Source organism: Roseovarius sp. JB2-10 (assembly GCF_055693585.1).
In genome coordinates this window covers 835,914-853,378 of the sequence record NZ_CM146337.1, presented here as the reverse complement: position 1 = coordinate 853,378, position 17,465 = coordinate 835,914, and the positions used below count along the sequence as shown (strand labels likewise).

General features: G+C 56.9%; 14 protein-coding genes and 1 pseudogene. 7 read left to right on the top strand and 8 right to left on the bottom strand.

The window, feature by feature from the left end; genetic code table 11:
• Positions 1 to 23: 23 nt before the first annotated feature.
• The 8 genes and pseudogenes from ACZ1HJ_RS04245 to ACZ1HJ_RS04210 form a co-directional block, all read right to left on the bottom strand.
• Positions 24 to 608, bottom strand: coding sequence for an amino acid synthesis family protein (locus ACZ1HJ_RS04245; RefSeq protein ID WP_472721095.1), 585 nt, complete (start codon positions 606 to 608; stop codon positions 24 to 26).
• Entirely contained in the window at positions 605 to 1,186 is a 582-nt protein-coding gene (locus ACZ1HJ_RS04240; protein WP_472721094.1) for an amino acid synthesis family protein, read from the bottom strand. Before ACZ1HJ_RS04240 ends, ACZ1HJ_RS04245 begins: the two co-directional genes overlap by 4 nt.
• Positions 1,179 to 2,042: a UPF0280 family protein gene (locus tag ACZ1HJ_RS04235; protein WP_472721093.1), complete on the bottom strand. Its 864-nt coding sequence runs from the start codon at positions 2,040 to 2,042 to the stop codon at positions 1,179 to 1,181. Before ACZ1HJ_RS04235 ends, ACZ1HJ_RS04240 begins: the two co-directional genes overlap by 8 nt.
• Positions 2,039 to 3,538, bottom strand: coding sequence for a 6-hydroxynicotinate reductase (locus tag ACZ1HJ_RS04230; protein WP_472721092.1), 1,500 nt, complete (start codon positions 3,536 to 3,538; stop codon positions 2,039 to 2,041). Before ACZ1HJ_RS04230 ends, ACZ1HJ_RS04235 begins: the two co-directional genes overlap by 4 nt.
• A pseudogene (locus ACZ1HJ_RS04225) lies at positions 3,531 to 6,277 on the bottom strand (molybdopterin-dependent oxidoreductase). Before ACZ1HJ_RS04225 ends, ACZ1HJ_RS04230 begins: the two are co-directional and overlap by 8 nt.
• On the bottom strand, positions 6,270 to 7,112 hold the full coding sequence (locus tag ACZ1HJ_RS04220) for an FAD binding domain-containing protein (protein WP_472721091.1): 843 nt from the start codon (positions 7,110 to 7,112) through the stop codon (positions 6,270 to 6,272). Before ACZ1HJ_RS04220 ends, ACZ1HJ_RS04225 begins: the two are co-directional and overlap by 8 nt.
• Before the next feature lie 84 nt (positions 7,113 to 7,196).
• A complete protein-coding gene (locus ACZ1HJ_RS04215) occupies positions 7,197 to 8,132 on the bottom strand; it encodes an aminotransferase class IV (protein WP_472721090.1) in 936 nt (311 codons plus the stop codon).
• Between the two features lie 116 nt (positions 8,133 to 8,248).
• Positions 8,249 to 9,286, bottom strand: coding sequence for a LacI family DNA-binding transcriptional regulator (locus ACZ1HJ_RS04210; RefSeq protein WP_472722148.1), 1,038 nt, complete (start codon positions 9,284 to 9,286; stop codon positions 8,249 to 8,251).
• 278 nt (positions 9,287 to 9,564) lie between these two features.
• Here ACZ1HJ_RS04210 and hisD point away from each other — a divergent pair, with 278 nt between their 5' ends.
• From hisD to ACZ1HJ_RS04175, 7 genes are all read left to right on the top strand, one after another.
• Positions 9,565 to 10,872: a histidinol dehydrogenase gene (gene hisD / locus ACZ1HJ_RS04205; protein ID WP_472721089.1), complete on the top strand. Its 1,308-nt coding sequence runs from the start codon at positions 9,565 to 9,567 to the stop codon at positions 10,870 to 10,872.
• A gap of 2 nt (positions 10,873 to 10,874) precedes the next feature.
• The gene (locus tag ACZ1HJ_RS04200; protein WP_472721088.1) at positions 10,875 to 11,630 is read left to right on the top strand and encodes an SDR family NAD(P)-dependent oxidoreductase; all 756 of its coding nucleotides are present in this window, start codon (positions 10,875 to 10,877) and stop codon (positions 11,628 to 11,630) included.
• On the top strand, positions 11,627 to 12,601 hold the full coding sequence (locus tag ACZ1HJ_RS04195) for an alcohol dehydrogenase catalytic domain-containing protein (RefSeq protein ID WP_472721087.1): 975 nt from the start codon (positions 11,627 to 11,629) through the stop codon (positions 12,599 to 12,601). Before ACZ1HJ_RS04200 ends, ACZ1HJ_RS04195 begins: the two co-directional genes overlap by 4 nt.
• A 27-nt stretch (positions 12,602 to 12,628) precedes the next feature.
• The gene (gene comD / locus ACZ1HJ_RS04190) at positions 12,629 to 13,135 is read left to right on the top strand and encodes a sulfopyruvate decarboxylase subunit alpha (RefSeq protein ID WP_472721086.1); all 507 of its coding nucleotides are present in this window, start codon (positions 12,629 to 12,631) and stop codon (positions 13,133 to 13,135) included.
• On the top strand, positions 13,132 to 13,686 hold the full coding sequence (comE, locus tag ACZ1HJ_RS04185) for a sulfopyruvate decarboxylase subunit beta (protein WP_472721085.1): 555 nt from the start codon (positions 13,132 to 13,134) through the stop codon (positions 13,684 to 13,686). Before comD ends, comE begins: the two co-directional genes overlap by 4 nt.
• Before the next feature lie 10 nt (positions 13,687 to 13,696).
• On the top strand, positions 13,697 to 14,809 hold the full coding sequence (locus tag ACZ1HJ_RS04180) for an alpha-hydroxy acid oxidase (RefSeq protein ID WP_472721084.1): 1,113 nt from the start codon (positions 13,697 to 13,699) through the stop codon (positions 14,807 to 14,809).
• A 325-nt stretch (positions 14,810 to 15,134) separates the two neighbouring features.
• A complete protein-coding gene (locus ACZ1HJ_RS04175; protein ID WP_472721083.1) occupies positions 15,135 to 17,456 on the top strand; it encodes a calcium-binding protein in 2,322 nt (773 codons plus the stop codon).
• Positions 17,457 to 17,465: the final 9 nt, after the last annotated feature.

Here is a 17,465-nt window from a genome sequence, read left to right as displayed (position 1 = left end):
ATTGGCTCAATGGAGCGGAATGATCATCGCAGACCATCCTTGCCCTCAGCGTCTTTTGCTTCCAATCCACCGACGCGCGGCAAGGGACGTCCGCCATCCGTCACAGCCACAGCGACCATAATCTCACCGGCGCGCGGCGCATCGTTCAGGCGGACTTCGATGCCATCGAAATGACTGCGGACATAAGCCGCATCCTTGTGCCCCAAAGGAACATCCAATACCTGGCCCGGGCTTCCCATTTTTTTGGATGACGGCACCAGAGCGGCGCCCTTTTCAACGGCCGCGCGGAGTGGTGCGCCCAGTTGCGGATGCAAGATTGCGGCGGCATGCTCAAGCTCGCCACGTTCACCGACCATGGCAGATTTACCGTAACTCTCGGCCTGCTCCGGTGTGATGCCCAACGCCTCGACGCACCGCGCGCCCAAGAGACCGCCTAACTCCGCTCCGATCTCCATCAGGAGGCTCAGGTCTTCCTGATACGTGCCTGCAAAGGGGTTTTCGATCACGGCGACAGCCACGGCCTTGCGGGTGACAGGGTCAATAGCGCGGTCCATTTCAATATGCGTTTCTTCGATGTTCACGGCAATTTTCCGGATTTTCGCTTTCATCTGAGCCCGTCCTTTCCTTGGATATCTGTTGCAGCCAATCCGCCCGCGCGGTCATGGATGCGGGCGCCGGTGGTCATCACCAACACGAACGCCAATTCGTCAGCGCGTGGGGCATCGTTGCAACCCACTTCCATCGCGTCAAAGTGGCCGCGAACGTAAGAGGCGTTGATATGGGTGATCGGCACGTCCAACCGTGCGCCCACGCCGCCTACCTTTTTGGTAGACGGCACGATAGCCTTTGCGTCACCCAGTAACTCGCGCATCGCGTAGCCGCCCGGCGCATGCCAAAGCGCGCCATGCTCAATCTCGCCCGCTTCGCCGACAATTGCACCTTTGCCGTACCCTTCAATGCCATCCGCACCGCCCAGCAGGGTGACAAGCTTTTGTGCCATCGACAGACCAAGTGGCTTGAGGTCTTCCATGAAGGGCTGGATGTCAGGTTCATATCGCCCCGCAAACGGATTTTTGAGGATCGCCATAATGGAGCCGCGCAAAAGTGGCGTGTTGGCGACCGGACCGCCTTCGTGAAAGACTTCTTCGCTGGCCTGCACCGTTTTTCGCAGGATAATTTCAGGCATAGGCCAGGCTCCTTTTATTGGGCGCTATATGCGAGCCCAAAATTTCCAATTGTCCGTCCAGACACAAGGCAGCATCCGCAATGAGTCCCCGGTTCTTCATGTGATGTGCGCAGGCTAACCCCGCGGCCAGTGCAGTTGAAACATCACCGTGCTGCAGGTCGCTTCGTCCAACAACCACAGGTTTGGAGCCCAGATCGCTGTCTGGATCAAGGCTGTTCGCTGGAGCGCGCTCGATACCAGGATGGTCTGGAAGATCGACCGCATTTGCGATCAAAGTTGCGGCAGCATCTGCCTGTGCGGCGTTTTGCGCCAGAACAGTGACACTATCGGCGATGCCCAGAGACAAACTCCGACCATGTCGACCGGATGTTGCGATCCCACGGACGTCCTGTTCGGCAGCTACGCGGATCCGCCCGATTTCTGCGCCGTTCGGCAGGTGAATGGCGCTGACAAATGTGTGGCCCGGCGCGAGTTGCAACGCAATGTCGCCCCCATTGTTCACATAGGCGCGTGTCAGAGGGGCGGTTTGGCTCATGGAACAGAGTATTTCGTCTGCAACAGCGCCCGCGACGGCGGCCATGCGGGTAATGAACCTATCACAGTGCATCCGCGTGGCAGCATCCATTCGTTGCGCTATTCGGCCAGTGGGATGTGGCGCAGTGGCTGTGAGTTGACGACGCAGGAGTGGCAGTTCTTTCACCAGTTCTTCCAGCACGGAATTGAATCGCTCTGTGGCAGTGGCGAAGGCCTCCTGACGCGCATTTTCCGGGCCGTCCGCCCCGGCGATCAAATCAATAGGCCCGTGGTTCAGGTGCAGGCGCTTTCCATCCGAAAGAAGTGTTGCCTGTGCGGTCATGACACCCCCTTGGGCCAACGATAGTGAGCACGGTCCATTGGATCGGGTTGCCCCGCGGGCTGGTCGACTTTGCGCAGGCTTGGCCCATCAAGGGTCTCGATTTTGCGGATTTCCTCCATGTAGCCACCCAATGCGCCATAGTCCCTGACACGCATTGTAAATTCCACGGGAGCAACCAAGGCAGGCGTTGGCACATACCCAAAAGATCCAGGCGGCATATCCATCACATCGACCATCACCGTTATGCCCCCGCCGGGCCAAATGTAGGCCTGCGCGCCACCGCATGATACATAGGTCAGTGCGTCCTTGACCGACCGTGTCAGGCGCACGGGGTTTTCCGTGACACCCGCCCGCAGGCTGCCCCCGGCGCCGCCCATGAAGAGCACCGAACAAACAGAAGGTTCGCAGTTTTCAGCGATAAGGTCCGCGGATGCTTTCAGCGCCGCAGGTATATTTGCGGGTTGCGGGGTCAGGTCTTCATCCAGTTCAAAATAGGCATATTGTTCGCCGGTGGTTGACACCATCAGGAGCCTTTGACCTGCCCACGCTTTTTTGGGGTTAAATGGCCCCAGTATGGACAGTGGGTCTTCGACATTTGTGCCACCCCAGCCGGTTCCGGGATCTGCCACCTGGAAGTATCTTCCGGGTGTTGAGCGCCGGCCCATTATCTTGATGCCTGTCGCAGGCACATCAAGCTGTTTGCCCGCCTCATGTTCCGACAAAACGCCAGTGATGTGGTCGTCGACGACCACGACATCGTCAACGTGATCCAGCCATTGCTTGGCGAACATGCCAATCGCGGCGGAACCACAACCAACGCGCATCAGTTTTTCAGTCACACCATTGATGATCGGAGGTTGCCCTGCCTGAACGGTGATCTGAGTGGCATGGTCCGCTTCACCGATCACCATATCCACGGCCTCGCGATTACAAAGGCGCAACAGCGCGTCGCAGGTCACGCGACCTTCGGGTTTTGTGCCCCCCGTCAGATGTTCAACCCCGCCCAATGACAACATTTTGGACCCGTATTCGGATGTCATCACATGGCCGATTGGCTCACCCTCAACCCTCACAACATCGCGCTCATGTCCGATGTGCCGATCTGTGTCGATTTTCACTTTGACGCCGCAATAGGAAAAGATGCCTTCGGTCACGACTGTGACCATATCCACGCCTTCGACCTCCTGGCTGACAATGAACGGTGCTGGTTTATAGTCGGGATAGGTTGTGCCCGCGCCGATGGCGGTCACGAAAGGGCGACCGCCCTGCACGATATCCCCGTCCCAGTCTTCCGGCTCCGTTTCGCCCAGAAAAGGAACCAGTTTTTGACCTGTATTCTCGATGATCGTCAACGGGTCCAGCCGCACCAGTTCACCGGCATGGTTCGCATAGCGATCGCAGGCTCCTGACTTGCCGTCGGCGATGTAACACATCACAGGGCAGGCATCGCAGCGGATTTTTTCCGGTTTGTCAGGGCGTTGAGGGTTTTTAGCCATCGGCCTGTTCCCGCAGTTTCGCCCTTATGCGAGCGGGGGTTGCCGGGAGTTGGGTGATCCTTGCGCCGGTGGCATTCTTTATCGCGTTCAAGAGTGCAGGTGCCGTGGGGATAAGAACATGCTCTCCCAGCCCCTTGGCCCCATATGGCCCGTGTGCATCAGGTTCCTCGATGATGATCGTCTGGATGGGTGGAATGTCTCCAATGGTCGGGATCAGATAGTCATGCAGGTTTTCGGTGCGACCGGGAATGTATTCTTCCATCAATGCCATGCCCAACCCCTGCGCTATGCCACCTTCCACTTGTCCTTCGACAAGAAGCGGATTGATAGCATGACCCACGTCATGTGCGGCCACAAATTTGATGGGCTTTACGGTTCCCAGAGCAACATCCACCTCGACCACAGCCAAATGCGCGGCATAGCCAAACTGCGCATAGGGGATGCCTTGCCCGTTTTCATCTAATGGCTTGGTCGGCGGGTCATAGGTCTCTTCGGCACGCAGAACATAGCCTTCTGCATCCGCATCGAACGTCGCCAGATCGATGTCGTGCTGACCCGCCTCATCGCGTACTGTCAGAACGCCCTGACCGATTTCTATGACCGCATCCTTGCTGGCATTCACCAGTTTCAGGATATGCGCCCTGAGTGCTTCGCCTGTGAGCCGTGCGGCGTTCCCGGACACAAATGTCTGGCGCGAGGCGGAGGTTTTTCCCGCGTCGGGGGTGACATCCGTATCGCCTCCAATAAGCTCTAAACGGTGTGTTGGAACGCCGAGGGCTGTTGCAAAAATCTGGGCGATGACCGTGTTCGCGCCCTGACCGATATCCATCGCGCCCTGATGCAGGAAAACCTGTCCGTCTGCGCGGATACCGGCCTTGATCGTCGAGGGATTGGGCAGAGATGTGTTCCCGCAACCGTACCACCCCCGGCCAGGCCGACACCGCGTTTTACCGTGCTGTTTTTGACGTTGTGGCGTTGGGCTTCGGCATTTTCCGCTTTCCAGGCTGCCCTCAATGCTTCGAAGCAGGCCTTGATCCCAACGCCTTGCTCAAACACCTGACCACAGACGGTTGGTGTGTGGTTCTCCAATGCGTTCAGGATGCGGAACTCCAACGGGTCAATTGCGAGTTTATCGGCCAATTCGTCAAAAAGGCTCTCTTGCGCCACAGCAGATTGCGGCACCCCGAACCCCCGGAAAGCCCCCGAAGGTGGGCAATGGGTGTGGATACCTTTTGCATCGGCGCGGTAATCTGTCACGCGGTATGGCCCCGAGGCGTGAACCGGAACCCGGTTGGCGACCGTGGGACCCCAGCTCGCATAGGCGCCGGTATTGAACAGCCCGTCAAATGTCATTCCGCTGAGCTGTCCATCCCGCGTTGCCCCAATCTGCATCGTGATTTCCGCAGGGTGGCGCTTTGTCGTGGATTGCATCGATTCTGTTCGGGAATAGGTAATCCGGACGGGCTTGCCGGTTTTGAGCATGGCCAACGCCAGATAGGGTTGGACGGAAAGATCAAGCTTGGCCCCGAAGCCACCGCCCACACCAGTCGGCACCACGCGGATATCGGATCGATCAAGCCCCAGAATAATTTCAAGCCCTTCCAAGTCCATAACGGGGGCCTGCGTGCAGGCATGAACTTCAACACGGCCATTGCGGAGCATCGCAAACCCGGCCTCGGGTTCTATGTAAGCGTGTTCGACAAATGCTGTGGAGAAATGTCCTTTGACAGTCACATCTGCCGCCCCGAGCGCATCATCAGGGTCACCGCAGGTGACAAAGCCACCACACATAACGTTCCCTGCGCGATCACTATGCAACAGATCTGTGCCGTCTGCCATTGCTTCAGGGATGGTCAAACTGGCCTTTCTTTCAGACCAGTCTATCGGGAATTGCGTGTCATCAAATCGCTCAATTGCCTTAGGTGTGCCAATCACCGCTGCTACGGCTTCACCACGAAACCGGCATTCGTTTTCTGCGAAGACAGGTTGATCGGCGAAGGCCGGAATGACGCCGAAACAGTTTTCGCCCTTGATGTCGGCGCTGGTAATCACAGCCTCAATGCCGGGGGTATTTTGCACCCACGTATCTATATCTCCGAACTGGAAACCAGCGCGATGAAAGGGAGATCTGATAACGCGCACAACAAGGGTATCGGGCGGGGCGATATCATCACCAAAGCGTTCGGTTCCGGACAGTTTTGCTGCGCCATCCAAGCGGTGAATGGACGCGCCGGTGTGACCAGTTGCGTCATGTTTCGGGTGCTCTGCACCGGTGCGAAGAACAGCATCTATAATTTTGCGGTAGCCGGTGCACCGGCACAAAACGCCGCCCAAAGCATCTTCGACCTGTGGGCTATCTGGCGAAGGTGTGCTGCGCAGCAGAGCGACAGCAGAGACCATCATGCCGGGTGTGCAAATGCCACATTGCGCGGCGCCATGTGCCTCGAAACTTCGCGCCAGGGATTGTGCCGTCGGGTCTTCGGCGATCAATCCGGCCAGTGTTTCGATCTGCTTCCCATCTGCTTGGTGCACCGGCATCAGGCAGGCGCAAACGGGCGCCCCGTCGATCAGAACCGTGCACGCGCCGCAGTCACCAGCGTCGCACCCGACTTTCACGTCCCTCATTTCCAGCGTTTCGCGCAGTACGTGCGACAGGCGCGCACCGGTCTCTGGCTGGACGTGATACGCGCGGCCATTCAGGTGGAACGAGATGTCGTGCAGGTCGGTACGTTTATCCATTTGACTGCACCGCAGCTTGGATTGCCCTCAGGATTTGGTGTGGAACAGCCTCAGATCGATAGGTTTGATCCGCGCGTACATCATCAATTGGGGACAGCGGCGCAGTATGATGCAAGCCAATTTCGATTTTGGCAGGGTCGCATCCCAAAAGGTCCTTTTCCAGTTGGGTCAACCGTTGTGCAACGGGAGAGCATGATCCGACGGCTACCCGAGCAACATCGATACGCCCTGCGGCATCCAGACCAACCAGAACCGCTGTCATAGCGATGGAAATAACCAGGTATTTGCGGGCACCGGCCTTTTCAAACGCTGAAACAGCATGCGCTGGTGGTTGTGGCATATAGAGCGCGGTGACCAGTTCACCGGTTTTCAGATCGGTGTGTCTGGGACCGCGCAGGAACGCCGAAAGCGCCATACGCCGCGTTCCGGACACGGATGCCACCTCGACCTCAGCGTCCAGCGTCAGCAGGGGCGGAACACCATCCGCCGCCGGTGATGCATTGCACAGATTACCCACAACGGTTGCAGTATTTTGGATTTGGATGCTGCCCACTTCACGCGCGGCGGCCTTGAGCCCGGCAAATGACGCGGGCAAATCCGCGCGCACAAGCTCGGTCCATGTGGCGGCGGCTCCTATGCGCAATGTGTTTTCGCGAGTCCATTCGATCCCTTGAAAACTGCTGACACGGGTGATGTCCAAGATGTCGTGGTCAACCGGAGCGCGGCCACGAGCTGGAAAGTAATCTGTACCGCCCGCCACGACACACACAGGCCGGGCCTGCATCAACTCGAGCGCTTCACTTAGGTCCTGAGGTGCGAAATAGGCAGCGGCCAAGACGACTCCCTGTCACAGAAATTCATTAGTATACGAATGTTATGATGCGCGGGCTTTTTGTCAATTAATTCCGGCTAAAGGGCACTAGGTGTTCTTTGCTTTTTGCGCGGCTACATTTTCTGCAACGAGGTCTTTGTAAAGCCCGCGCAGCTTAGATGTGATAGGGCCTGCACCTTTCGCAGAACCGATTTTTTTGCCGTCAATTTCTGCCACAGGGGTTTGTGCGCCAAACGTGCCGGTCAGGAAGGCCTCATCCGCACCATAGGCTTCAAAAAGCGAATAGTTCTTTTCACGAATGGGGATGTCGTTGGCACGGCACAGGTCGATCACTTTCTGGCGGGTCACACCGTTCATGCAATAGTCGCCGGTCGAGGTCCAAACTTCGCCGCGTCGGACGATGAAAAAATTGCACGCATTGGTCGTGTTCACAAATCCATGCGGATCCAACATCAATGCTTCGTCCGCACCGGCTTCTTCGGCTTGAAGACAGGCGATCACGCAGTTCAGCTTCGAATGGCTGTTCAGCTTTGGATCCTGACTGTTTGGCAGGCCGCGCACCTGCGGGACAGATGCCAGCCGGATGCCTGTCGTTTGCAAACCATCCACTGGTTTGGAATGCTCCAGAATGGCAACAACAGTCGGTCCTGATCTGCTAAGCCCCGGATGTTGAAATGGCTTCGCTTTCGGACCGCGTGTGATCATCAGACGGCAATGTGCATCAGATGTCATCCCGTTCGCTTCCGCCGTTCTGTTCAAGGCGTCGTGCAGTTCGGTCTTGGTCATTCCAATGTCTAGTGACACGGTTTTGCACGCGTTGAACAAGCGATCCATGTGTTCATCAAAAAACGCCCAGATACCATCATACAGACGTAGACCTTCCCACATACCATCTCCGAGCATGAAGCCAGAATCGTAGACAGAAACGAGTGCCTGCTCGCGCGGGACAATTCTACCGTTCAGGAAAATCTTGATGGATTGGTTGCGCAGGTCTTCCTCTGCTTCATGGGTCGAATGGCTCATTCAGTTTGTCTTTCGATCGTTGATCACATCCAAGGGCGCTTGGTTTAGACATGCGATACTAGGCGCTTGCGCCGGGACCGCAACGCTTGCCTGTTTGGTGGGGGCGATTGAAGAGATCAGACGGGCGGCGGAGCCAAGGTGCCTCGCAGGCGCAAACTGGTTTCCAGTCGGAGGCTTTCTCCCGCCTCTCCACCGTCCACCATTTTGATCAACAGGCGTGCGGCGTGCTGTCCCATTTCGCGATGTGGCACGTGAACGGTGGTCAAGGGTGGGCGTGCAACGCGGGAGAGTTCCATATCATCAAAGCCGGTGATTGAGACTTCTTCGGGTACTTTCAGACCCAATTCATGCGCCATATGCAACGCGCCGACCGCCTGAACATCATTGCCGCATATCACGACCGTCGGACGCGGCGCGCGACCCATCAATTCGCGAAAGGCCGCTTTGCCGCTTTCTATCCCGTATGAGGTTTCAATAAGTGTCATTGCACTAGGGTTTAGCCCTTGCGCTTGCATTGCGTCTTGAACACCCAGCACCCTGTCGCGCGCCCGGTCGTTATTGGCCTGGGGCGCCGAGATCACACCAATATTGCGATGTCCTTGTCGTATTGCTTCATCCGCCATGGCGGTCATGGCGCGTCGGTTGTCAAAACCGATGGAGGATTGTGGTGCACTGCTGTCATAGGCCCATGTCACAAGAACGGGGACATCACGGCGTTCAAGGAAGTCATAAAGGTCGGGGTTGCGGTGGTGACCAATCAACAAAAGGGCATCTGCGCCGCGGGCCACAAGTGCGCGTATCTGTTTTTCCTCAAGGTCCGGTCTGTAAGACGAACTCGCGACAAGAAGTGTAATGCCCGCCTGATCCAACTCTTCCTGAAACGCCTGCAGACCGCGGGCGAAAATGGCGTTGTCCATTGTGGGGATAATTGCGCCAAACGTGTTCGTGCGTTTCGACGCAAGAGCACGGGCGTTGAAGTTGGGGGAGTAACCGAGCTCGTTCACGGCGGACATGACACGTTCGCGGGTGTCTTCGACCACGCGGCCCGGCGCGTTCAAACACCGCGAGACGGTGGCCGTTGACACACCCGCCCGCCGCGCAACATCGGCCAGTGTTGGCACGGGTTTGAGCGGATTGGTGTGATCTTGATTCATCGTCATTGGCTTGTTTTGCTGCGTCGCGATTTACGTAAATCCCTGGATTGGACCGCTCCATCATAACGCCAAAGAAGGAAAATGTAAGCGCTTGCAAGAAAAATTGTAAGCGCTTACATTGGTATCGAATCAAGTGCGCGATTTAGCCCCGTAAATGGATTCGTGCTATTTCAGGCAATTTGAACCGCGGAGTTTCCCACACGACGTCATTGTCGCCCACCCGTTAAACCACAAGGCGCTCAGCGCTTCGCTCCGGCATCTGAATATAGGATCGTTTCATGACACGAGAATACCTGAAAAAAGCAACCTTGACCGCGCAATCCGATGCTTCAGATGTGGGCGATACAGTCCGGACGATCCTGAATGATATCGAGGCAGGCGGCGACGCCGTTGCAATGGAATACGCAGCCAAATTCGACAAATACGATGGCAACGTCATCCTGACGCGGGAGGAGATCGAGGCAGCGGCGGCCGAGGTACCGGAGCAGCTCAAGAAAGATATTCAGTTCGCGCATGCCAATGTGAAACGCTTCGCTGAGGCGCAAAAAGAAACGCTCCGTGATATCGAAATTGAGGTCGTCCCTGGATTGATTGCCGGGCAAAAGAGTATCCCCGTCAATGGCGCGGGCTGCTACGTGCCCGGTGGGCGATACAGTCATATCGCCAGCGCAATCATGACAGTGACAACAGCCAAAGTGGCAGGGTGTAATCACATTGTTGCGTGTTCACCGCCGCGCCCCGGGGTGGGTGTTGCGCCCGCAATTATCTACGCGGCTGATCTGTGTGGCGCGGACACAATTCTTGCCATGGGCGGCGTACAAGGTGTGGCCGCGATGACATTTGGCCTCTTTGGACTGCCCGAGGCCAACATTCTTGTGGGTCCCGGCAACCAGTTTGTGGCCGAGGCCAAGCGTCGGCTGTTTGGTCGTGTCGGTATCGACATGATTGCTGGCCCAACGGACAGCCTCGTTCTGGCCGACAAAACGGCGGATCCCATGGTTGTCGCTGTCGATCTGGTTGGTCAGGCGGAGCATGGCTACAACTCGCCCGTTTGGTTGGTAACCGATGATCGCGCGCTGGCTGAAAAGGTCATGGAACTGGTGCCCGGGTTGATCGATGATTTGCCCGAAGTGAACAAGGACAATGCAACCAAAGCCTGGCGTGACTATGCAGAGGTCATTCTTTGTGCTGACCGCGAAGAAATGGCGGCGACGTCCGACGAATACGCGCCGGAGCATTTGACGGTTCAGGCTGAAGACCTGGATTGGTGGCTGGGGCGTCTGGCCTGCTACGGATCGTTGTTCCTGGGTGAGGAAACTACAGTCGCGTTTGGCGACAAGGCGTCAGGTACGAACCACGTTTTGCCGACCTCGGGTGCCGCCAGCTATACCGGTGGTCTGAGCGTGCACAAATACATGAAGATCGTGACGTGGCAGCGGGCCACGCGAGAAGGTGCAAAACCGGTGGCCGAAGCCACTGCACGCATTGCACGTTTGGAGGGGATGGAAGGACACGCCCGGACGGCGGATATCCGTCTCCACAAATACTTCCCCGACGAAGAGTTTGATTTGGTCGGGACCGAATAGTCATGTCAGGCGCCCTGTTCGACCTGACGGGACACGTGGCCTGTGTGACCGGAGCTTCCTCAGGCTTGGGGCAACATGCGGCAACCGTCTTGGCGCGTGCCGGTGCTAAGGTTGTCGGTGTCGCCCGCCGCGCCGATGCGTTGGAGGCGTGGCAACACGCCACCGGTGATGCCGCTGCTTGTGTGGCGCATGACGTGTCTGACAGGGACAGTGTCGCGGATTTGGCTTCACGCGTTTCCGATATTTTTGGAGCGCCGGATATTCTGGTGCATGCCGCTGGTATCAATACTCGCGAGACTGCTGATGATGTCACGCCTGAGGGCTGGGACATGACAGTGAACCTTAACCTCGCGGCGCCCTTTTTCATCAGTCAGGCCTTTGCGCCCGCGATGAAGGACAAGGGCTGGGGTCGTATCGTGCATTTCGCTTCGTTACAGACCACACGGGCCTTTCCGGGAGGGATCGCATACGGCGCGACGAAAGCAGGCATTGGTCAGTTGACGCGCGCCATGGCTGAGGCGTGGTCACCGCATGGCATCAATACAAACGCGATTGGCCCGGGGTTCTTCCACACGGAATTGACGGCCGCGGTTTTCGATGACCCGGACCGTGCGGCGCGGAATGCGGCACAGACTTGCATTGGCCGGAATGGAGAGCTTTCGGACATGGATGGGCCCTTGCTTTTTTTGTGTTCGGACGCGTCGGCCTATGTGACAGGTCAGGTCTTGATGGTGGATGGGGGGTATACAGCCAAATGAAAGCGCTTGTGTACACAGGTCCTGAATCGCTGGCGTTTCAGGACATGGCAGATCCTGCACCGACGTCCGGTGAGCACTTGATCCGCGTTGACAGCGTGGGAATTTGCGGATCGGACATGCACGCCTATCTCGGTCATGATGAGCGTCGACCCGCGCCACTGATACTCGGCCATGAAGCTGCGGGCGTGATCGTCGGCGGGCCACAGGACGGCCGTCGTGTGACGGTCAATCCATTGGTCACCTGTGGCGATTGTTCCGCCTGCACATCTGGTCGTGAAAATCTCTGCGAGTCCCGGCAAATCATCTCCATGCCGCCGCGAGAAGGTGCATTCGCCCAGTTCATTTCGATGCCGAACCAGAACCTTGTGACAGTCCCTGACGACGTGCCTATGAGCAAAGCTGCGCTGGCGGAACCATTGGCGGTCAGTTGGCACGCGGTGCGGTTAGGTCTCGACGCGTTACATGAAAGCGCCGATCGTAGCGCACTTGTACTTGGCGGCGGCGCAATCGGTCTTGCTGCAGCTTTGTCGCTGAGGGCCATGGGCGTGGATGAGATCACAATTGTGGAGCCTAATGACACGCGGCGTGCCTTCTTGACTGGTCAGTGCGGCGAAAACGCTGTTGCCAGCAGTGATACACTCCATGCCATCGTGGTCGACGCAGTGGGATACGCAGCGACGCGCGCCACGGCCTCGGCGCTGGCACAGCCCGGTGGTGTGATCCTGCATATCGGTTTGGGTGAGGATGCCGGTGGCCTGGATGTCCGCCGCATGACCCTACAGGAGATCACGTTTATCGGCACCTATACGTACACGGCCGAAGATTTCCGCCAAACCTGTGCCGCCATTTTCGATGGCCGCTTGGGCGCGCTCGACTGGACTGAAACGCGCAACCTTTCCGATGGCGCCAAGGCATTTGCCGATATTCGTGCGGGCCTTGTGCCCAACCCCAAGATTATTTTGACGCCGTAAGGCAGACATTCAAAGGAGACTATCCTCGTGTCCATCGACAGCAAAATCGTTGACGATCTGGTGGCCAATGACATCAGTTTTGTGACCACTGTGCCGTGTAAACAATTGGCCGGCGTCATTGACGAGGTCGAAGCGCGGCCCGAGATCTTTCATATTCCCGCCAACAAGGAAGATGAGGGCATGGGCCTGTGCGCCGGTGCGTTCATGGGGGGCAAACGTCCTTGCATCATCATGCAGAACACCGCCATCGGCGTGACCATCAATACGTTGGCGACGCTGACGCAATACTACCGCATGCCCTTGCCGATGTTGATTTCCTATCGCGGTGAGCTGCGCGAACCGGTCGCCTGTCAGGTGGAAATGGCGGTGCATACCAAAGCGCTGCTCAACCAGCTCAACATCCCAACCTATCACTTCCACAAGGAAGCGGATGCGGATGAGCTGGACGCGATCCTGAAATACACGTTCATGTGCAATAAACCTGTGGCGATCCTGACGGATGCGTCCTTCTGGGGAGGCTACGGAGACCAATGATCCGTTCTGAAATCCTGCGCGAGATTGCGCCCATTCTTCGTGACCATCTAGTTGTCTGCAACATTGGCCTGCCCAGCCAAGAGTTGCATATGATCGACGATCAGCCGTCGAACTTCTACATGCTGGGCACCATGGGTCTCAGCTCGTCCATCGGCCTTGGCGTTGCCCTGTCCCAGGACAAAACCGTCATCTCGATTGACGGTGACGGCTCGATCCTGACCAATCTTGGCACGCTGCCGACCATCGCCAACAACGTGGCGGACAATTTCGTGCTGCTCATCATCGACAATGGGTCCTACGGCTCCACCGGGGATCAGCCCACCTATGCGGGCAAGAAGACCAAGCTGGAAAACGTGGCCAAGGCCTGCGGCTGTGAAAATGTTGTGACTTGCGACGCGGCCGATACCGGCAAGGTTTTACAAGCAGCGATCGACAGTAAGCAGATGACCGTGATCGTTGCCAAATGTGAAAGCGGCAATATCAAACTGCCGGTCATTACCATGGATCCGGTTGTGATCCGTGATCGCTTCATGGGCGCAGTTCAAAGCTAAGGGTCACGCGATGTTGCGGTCCAGTCAAATCCATTCCAGCGAGGATGCACGGCGGCTGGCCCGTCGACGGCTGCCGTGGATGGTGTTTGACTATATGGACGGCGCCGCTGGTGAAGAATACGGCGCCGCATTAAACCGCCGGGCGTTGCAAGACATCCGTCTGCGGTCGCGTGTTCTGGTTGATGCCAGCCAGCGCAAACTTGACATGCCGGTTTTCGATGGCGTTGCCAATCGCCCTTTCGGCATCTCGCCCATGGGTATGTGCAACCTTGCGGCGCCGGGCGCCGATTTGATGTTGGCGCGCCTTGCTGCGGATTACAAAATCCCCCAAGGGGTTTCGACCGTCGCCTCGACCTCGTTAGAAGAGATCATTGAAGTGGCCCAGGGCAACGCCTGGTTCCAGCTTTACTTCAGCGGCGATGGCAGTACCGCGATGAAGCTGGTCGATAGGGCGGAAGTTGCGGGATACCAAACGCTGGTTCTTACGCTGGACGTGCCAGAGGTTGGTCGCCGTCCCCGCGAGTTGCGGCACGGGTTCAAAATGCCGTTCAAGATCGGCCCGCGTCAGTTTGTGGATTTTGCCATGCACTCCCGATGGTCGCTGAATATGCTGTTCAAAGGCAAGCCGCAGATGGCGAACTTCACGGGTGCCGATGAGTTTGACCGCACGGAATCCCGGTCGCGGGCAGATTGGGATTACCTCGCCCGTCTTCGGGATCGCTGGCACGGTAAGCTGGTCGTGAAGGGCGTCTTGGACGTTGAAGATGCGGTGCGTCTGCAAGAAGCAGGCGTAGATGCGATACAAGTGTCCTCCCATGGTGGGCGACAGTTGGATGCAGCGATTCCACCCGTTCACGCATTAAGGGATATTCGCAAGGCCGTTGGCACGGATTTCCCGTTGTTTTTCGACAGTGGTATCCGCAGTGGTGAAGACGTCATGAAAGTCCTTGCCTCTGGTGCAGATTTCACCTTTCTGGGGCGTATCCTACTCTACGCTATTGCGGCGGGTGGTGAGGGTGGCTTGCGCGCGCTTTGGGACGTGATGTCGGAAGAGGTCAGTCTGACTTTGGCCCAGATCGGGCAAACCCAGCCGGCAGTTCGTAACCGGGATGTATTGGGCTAAGGCATGCCGGTTGCCCGTGAATTCAGACAGTAGGTAACGTTTTGATCCGCAATTGTGGCATTTGGCTCGACATCAGAGTTTTCTCGCTGCGCCAGAAGCGGAAAATCAGCCTGTCGAAGTCCCGGATCCGGATGTGAGATCGCGCGTAATGACGTTGATCTTTAGGGACAATTCCGGATGGATTGCAATCGCCCGAAATCATCATAAAAATATAAATAAATCATAATCTTGAGCCATATATTGGCCATTCTCCCAGACCATGTCCGCCGCCGATTTGTCGCGATGTATCCGCATATTCCGGACAACGCGCAATTTGGAGTCCTTTATGGTACAGTTTTCGTCTGCATCGGTTTTTGCCAATGATATCGTTGGCCCTCTGGTCGGTATCGCCGATTTGGATGCAGCACTTTTTGGCAATCAATGGCGGCTGTTTGCCACCAATCAGTCGGATGCTACTGTCAGCATTTTCGACATTCTTGATGCCTCTGCTCCGTCAACGAATGGTGTGACGCCTGCTATACAAGGTGGACAGACTACAGTTACCAACCTGGACATCGTGTCGACAAACGCGGGAACCATCGCGGTGTTCAGCGGTGAAGGTGGCACGCTCTATAACGCGTATGAAGTGACTGCGTCCGGAAGCTTTGGTGACAGCATCGGCTTTGCGCCGCAATCTGGCGAAAGTAACGCCATCAGCGCGATTGCTGCTTTGCAATTGCCCGGCGGTACGGTGCTGGCAACTGCCCAAGGCGGACAGGGCGGGTTTTCGGTACAATCCGTAGAGACGGATCTGTCTCTATCTCTTATCCAAAACGTTTCTGTTCCGGCGGGCGAAATTACCGACATCGCGTTTCTGACGGTCGGCGGAAACGATCTGGCGATTGCTCTTGACGGCGCCGGCAATGAAATTTTGGCTTACACCGTAGATGAAAACGGTGCGCTCAGCCCGACGGATACATTGGGTGTCATCGATGGCTTGGGATTGATTGCACCGGAGACCCTGAAAATCGTCACGGTGGCGGGTCAAAGTTTTGGTGTTGTTGCGGCCAGCAGCAGTTCTTCGATTAGCGTTTTCGAGATATCTGACACCGGAGTGATGACGGCGCGTGACCATGTGATTGATGGGCAGGGCACGCGGTTCGCATCGATCTCCGAGCTGGAGGTCCTGCAGAGCGACGGTCGCGCGTTCGTATTGGCGGCCGGTGCCGATGATGGTTTGTCATTGCTCGAACTGATGCCAGATGGGCGTTTGATCCATCACGTGACGCTGGAAGACAGCGATGATGTGACGCTGCAGAATATCTCAGGGTTGACCGGCGTTGTCGAAGACGGTGTTTTACATGTCTTTGCGGCGAGTGCCACGGAAACAGGCGTGACGGAACTCACCTTTGATCTTGGCACACCGGGCTCAGTTCAGACCGCAGGCGAGGGCAATGACACGCTCAACGGCGGCAATGGCAACGATGTGCTCTTTGGCGGGCATGGGGCCGGACAGGACGTTCTTTACGGCCATGACGGTGATGACTTTCTGGTCGCAGGTCCAGGTGGCGACCGATTGATCGGTGGCCTTGGAGCGGACACGTTTGTGTTCGGTGGGGCCGGAGATGGTGGTCAGATTGATGATTTCAACGTCTCGCAGGATACGCTGGACCTGTCCGGCTGGTTCCTGTTGCATGACGTCGAACAGTTAACGTTCATCAGCCAGGGTGATCGCGTTGATATCGGCTTTCAAGGCTACAGCGTCACCCTATTTTCCCACAACGGCAGTTCTTTGAGCGCAGAAGATGTGGCTGAACGAATTACTATAAACCCAAGCCATTCCATGGTGTCAGACGCGCCTACAGGCGCAGACCTCTCTGGCACGCATTTCGGAACCGATGGTGATGATGTGATTTTTGGCAATGCGGGCGAAGACGTCTTTTTCGCGGGAGAAGGCGCAGACACGTATGTGGGCGGTGACGATTTTGATCTGGTGTCTTTCGAGAATTCGGACGAGCGGATCAAGACTGACCTGCTCTTTCCGATCCACAACAGAGGCGATGTCTCTGACGATAAATTCTATTCGATTGAAGGTATCAGGGGCTCGGAATTCCGCGATGTTCTAAAAGGTGATACTGGCACCAACTGGTTTGAAGGCGGTGACGGCGATGATGTCCTCAAGGGCCGCGCGGGTTCGGATGAATTGTTTGGTGGCATCGGCGACGACCGCCTTGTCGGCGGCAGTGATGATGACAGCCTCGAAGGGGGACTTGGTCATGACGTGCTCAAAGGGAACAAAGGCAACGATATCCTGATTGGCGGCGAGGGCAACGATACGCTGCGTGGCGGTGGCGGTGATGATACGCTGCTGGGCGGTACGGGCGATGATATATTGACCGGTGGTGGTGGATCAGACGAATTCCACTTTGTCGAAGGTAATGACCGGGTTACCGACTTTTCGCGCAAAAACGACACGCTTTTCATCAGCCAGGACTTGCTCGCGGATCCGGCCATGTCGGCCGAAGATATCGTTGCCACTTATGGTCAGGATCTCGGCGCATCCCTGCGGCTTGATTTCGGGACGGATGCGTTTGGAAACAGCCAGATGATTACGTTAAACGGTATGGGTAACATGGATCATCTGGCCGACTTGATTTTTGTCTTCTAGGCCCGCGCG

Bases quoted from the DNA above. Each gene is read 5' to 3' on its own strand.
- ACZ1HJ_RS04235 (WP_472721093.1), bottom strand. From the start codon at position 2,042: ATGACCGCACAGGCAACACTTCTTTCGGATGGAAAGCGCCTGCACCTG.
- ACZ1HJ_RS04175 (WP_472721083.1), top strand. From the start codon at position 15,135: ATGGTACAGTTTTCGTCTGCATCGGTTTTTGCCAATGATATCGTTGGC.
- comE (WP_472721085.1), top strand. From the start codon at position 13,132: ATGATCCGTTCTGAAATCCTGCGCGAGATTGCGCCCATTCTTCGTGAC.
- ACZ1HJ_RS04215 (WP_472721090.1), bottom strand. From the start codon at position 8,132: ATGAGCCATTCGACCCATGAAGCAGAGGAAGACCTGCGCAACCAATCC.
- ACZ1HJ_RS04230 (WP_472721092.1), bottom strand. From the start codon at position 3,538: ATGGCTAAAAACCCTCAACGCCCTGACAAACCGGAAAAAATCCGCTGC.
- hisD (WP_472721089.1), top strand. From the start codon at position 9,565: ATGACACGAGAATACCTGAAAAAAGCAACCTTGACCGCGCAATCCGAT.
- ACZ1HJ_RS04245 (WP_472721095.1), bottom strand. From the start codon at position 608: ATGAAAGCGAAAATCCGGAAAATTGCCGTGAACATCGAAGAAACGCAT.
- ACZ1HJ_RS04195 (WP_472721087.1), top strand. From the start codon at position 11,627: ATGAAAGCGCTTGTGTACACAGGTCCTGAATCGCTGGCGTTTCAGGAC.
- ACZ1HJ_RS04210 (WP_472722148.1), bottom strand. From the start codon at position 9,286: ATGAATCAAGATCACACCAATCCGCTCAAACCCGTGCCAACACTGGCC.
- ACZ1HJ_RS04200 (WP_472721088.1), top strand. From the start codon at position 10,875: ATGTCAGGCGCCCTGTTCGACCTGACGGGACACGTGGCCTGTGTGACC.
- ACZ1HJ_RS04240 (WP_472721094.1), bottom strand. From the start codon at position 1,186: ATGCCTGAAATTATCCTGCGAAAAACGGTGCAGGCCAGCGAAGAAGTC.
- ACZ1HJ_RS04180 (WP_472721084.1), top strand. From the start codon at position 13,697: ATGTTGCGGTCCAGTCAAATCCATTCCAGCGAGGATGCACGGCGGCTG.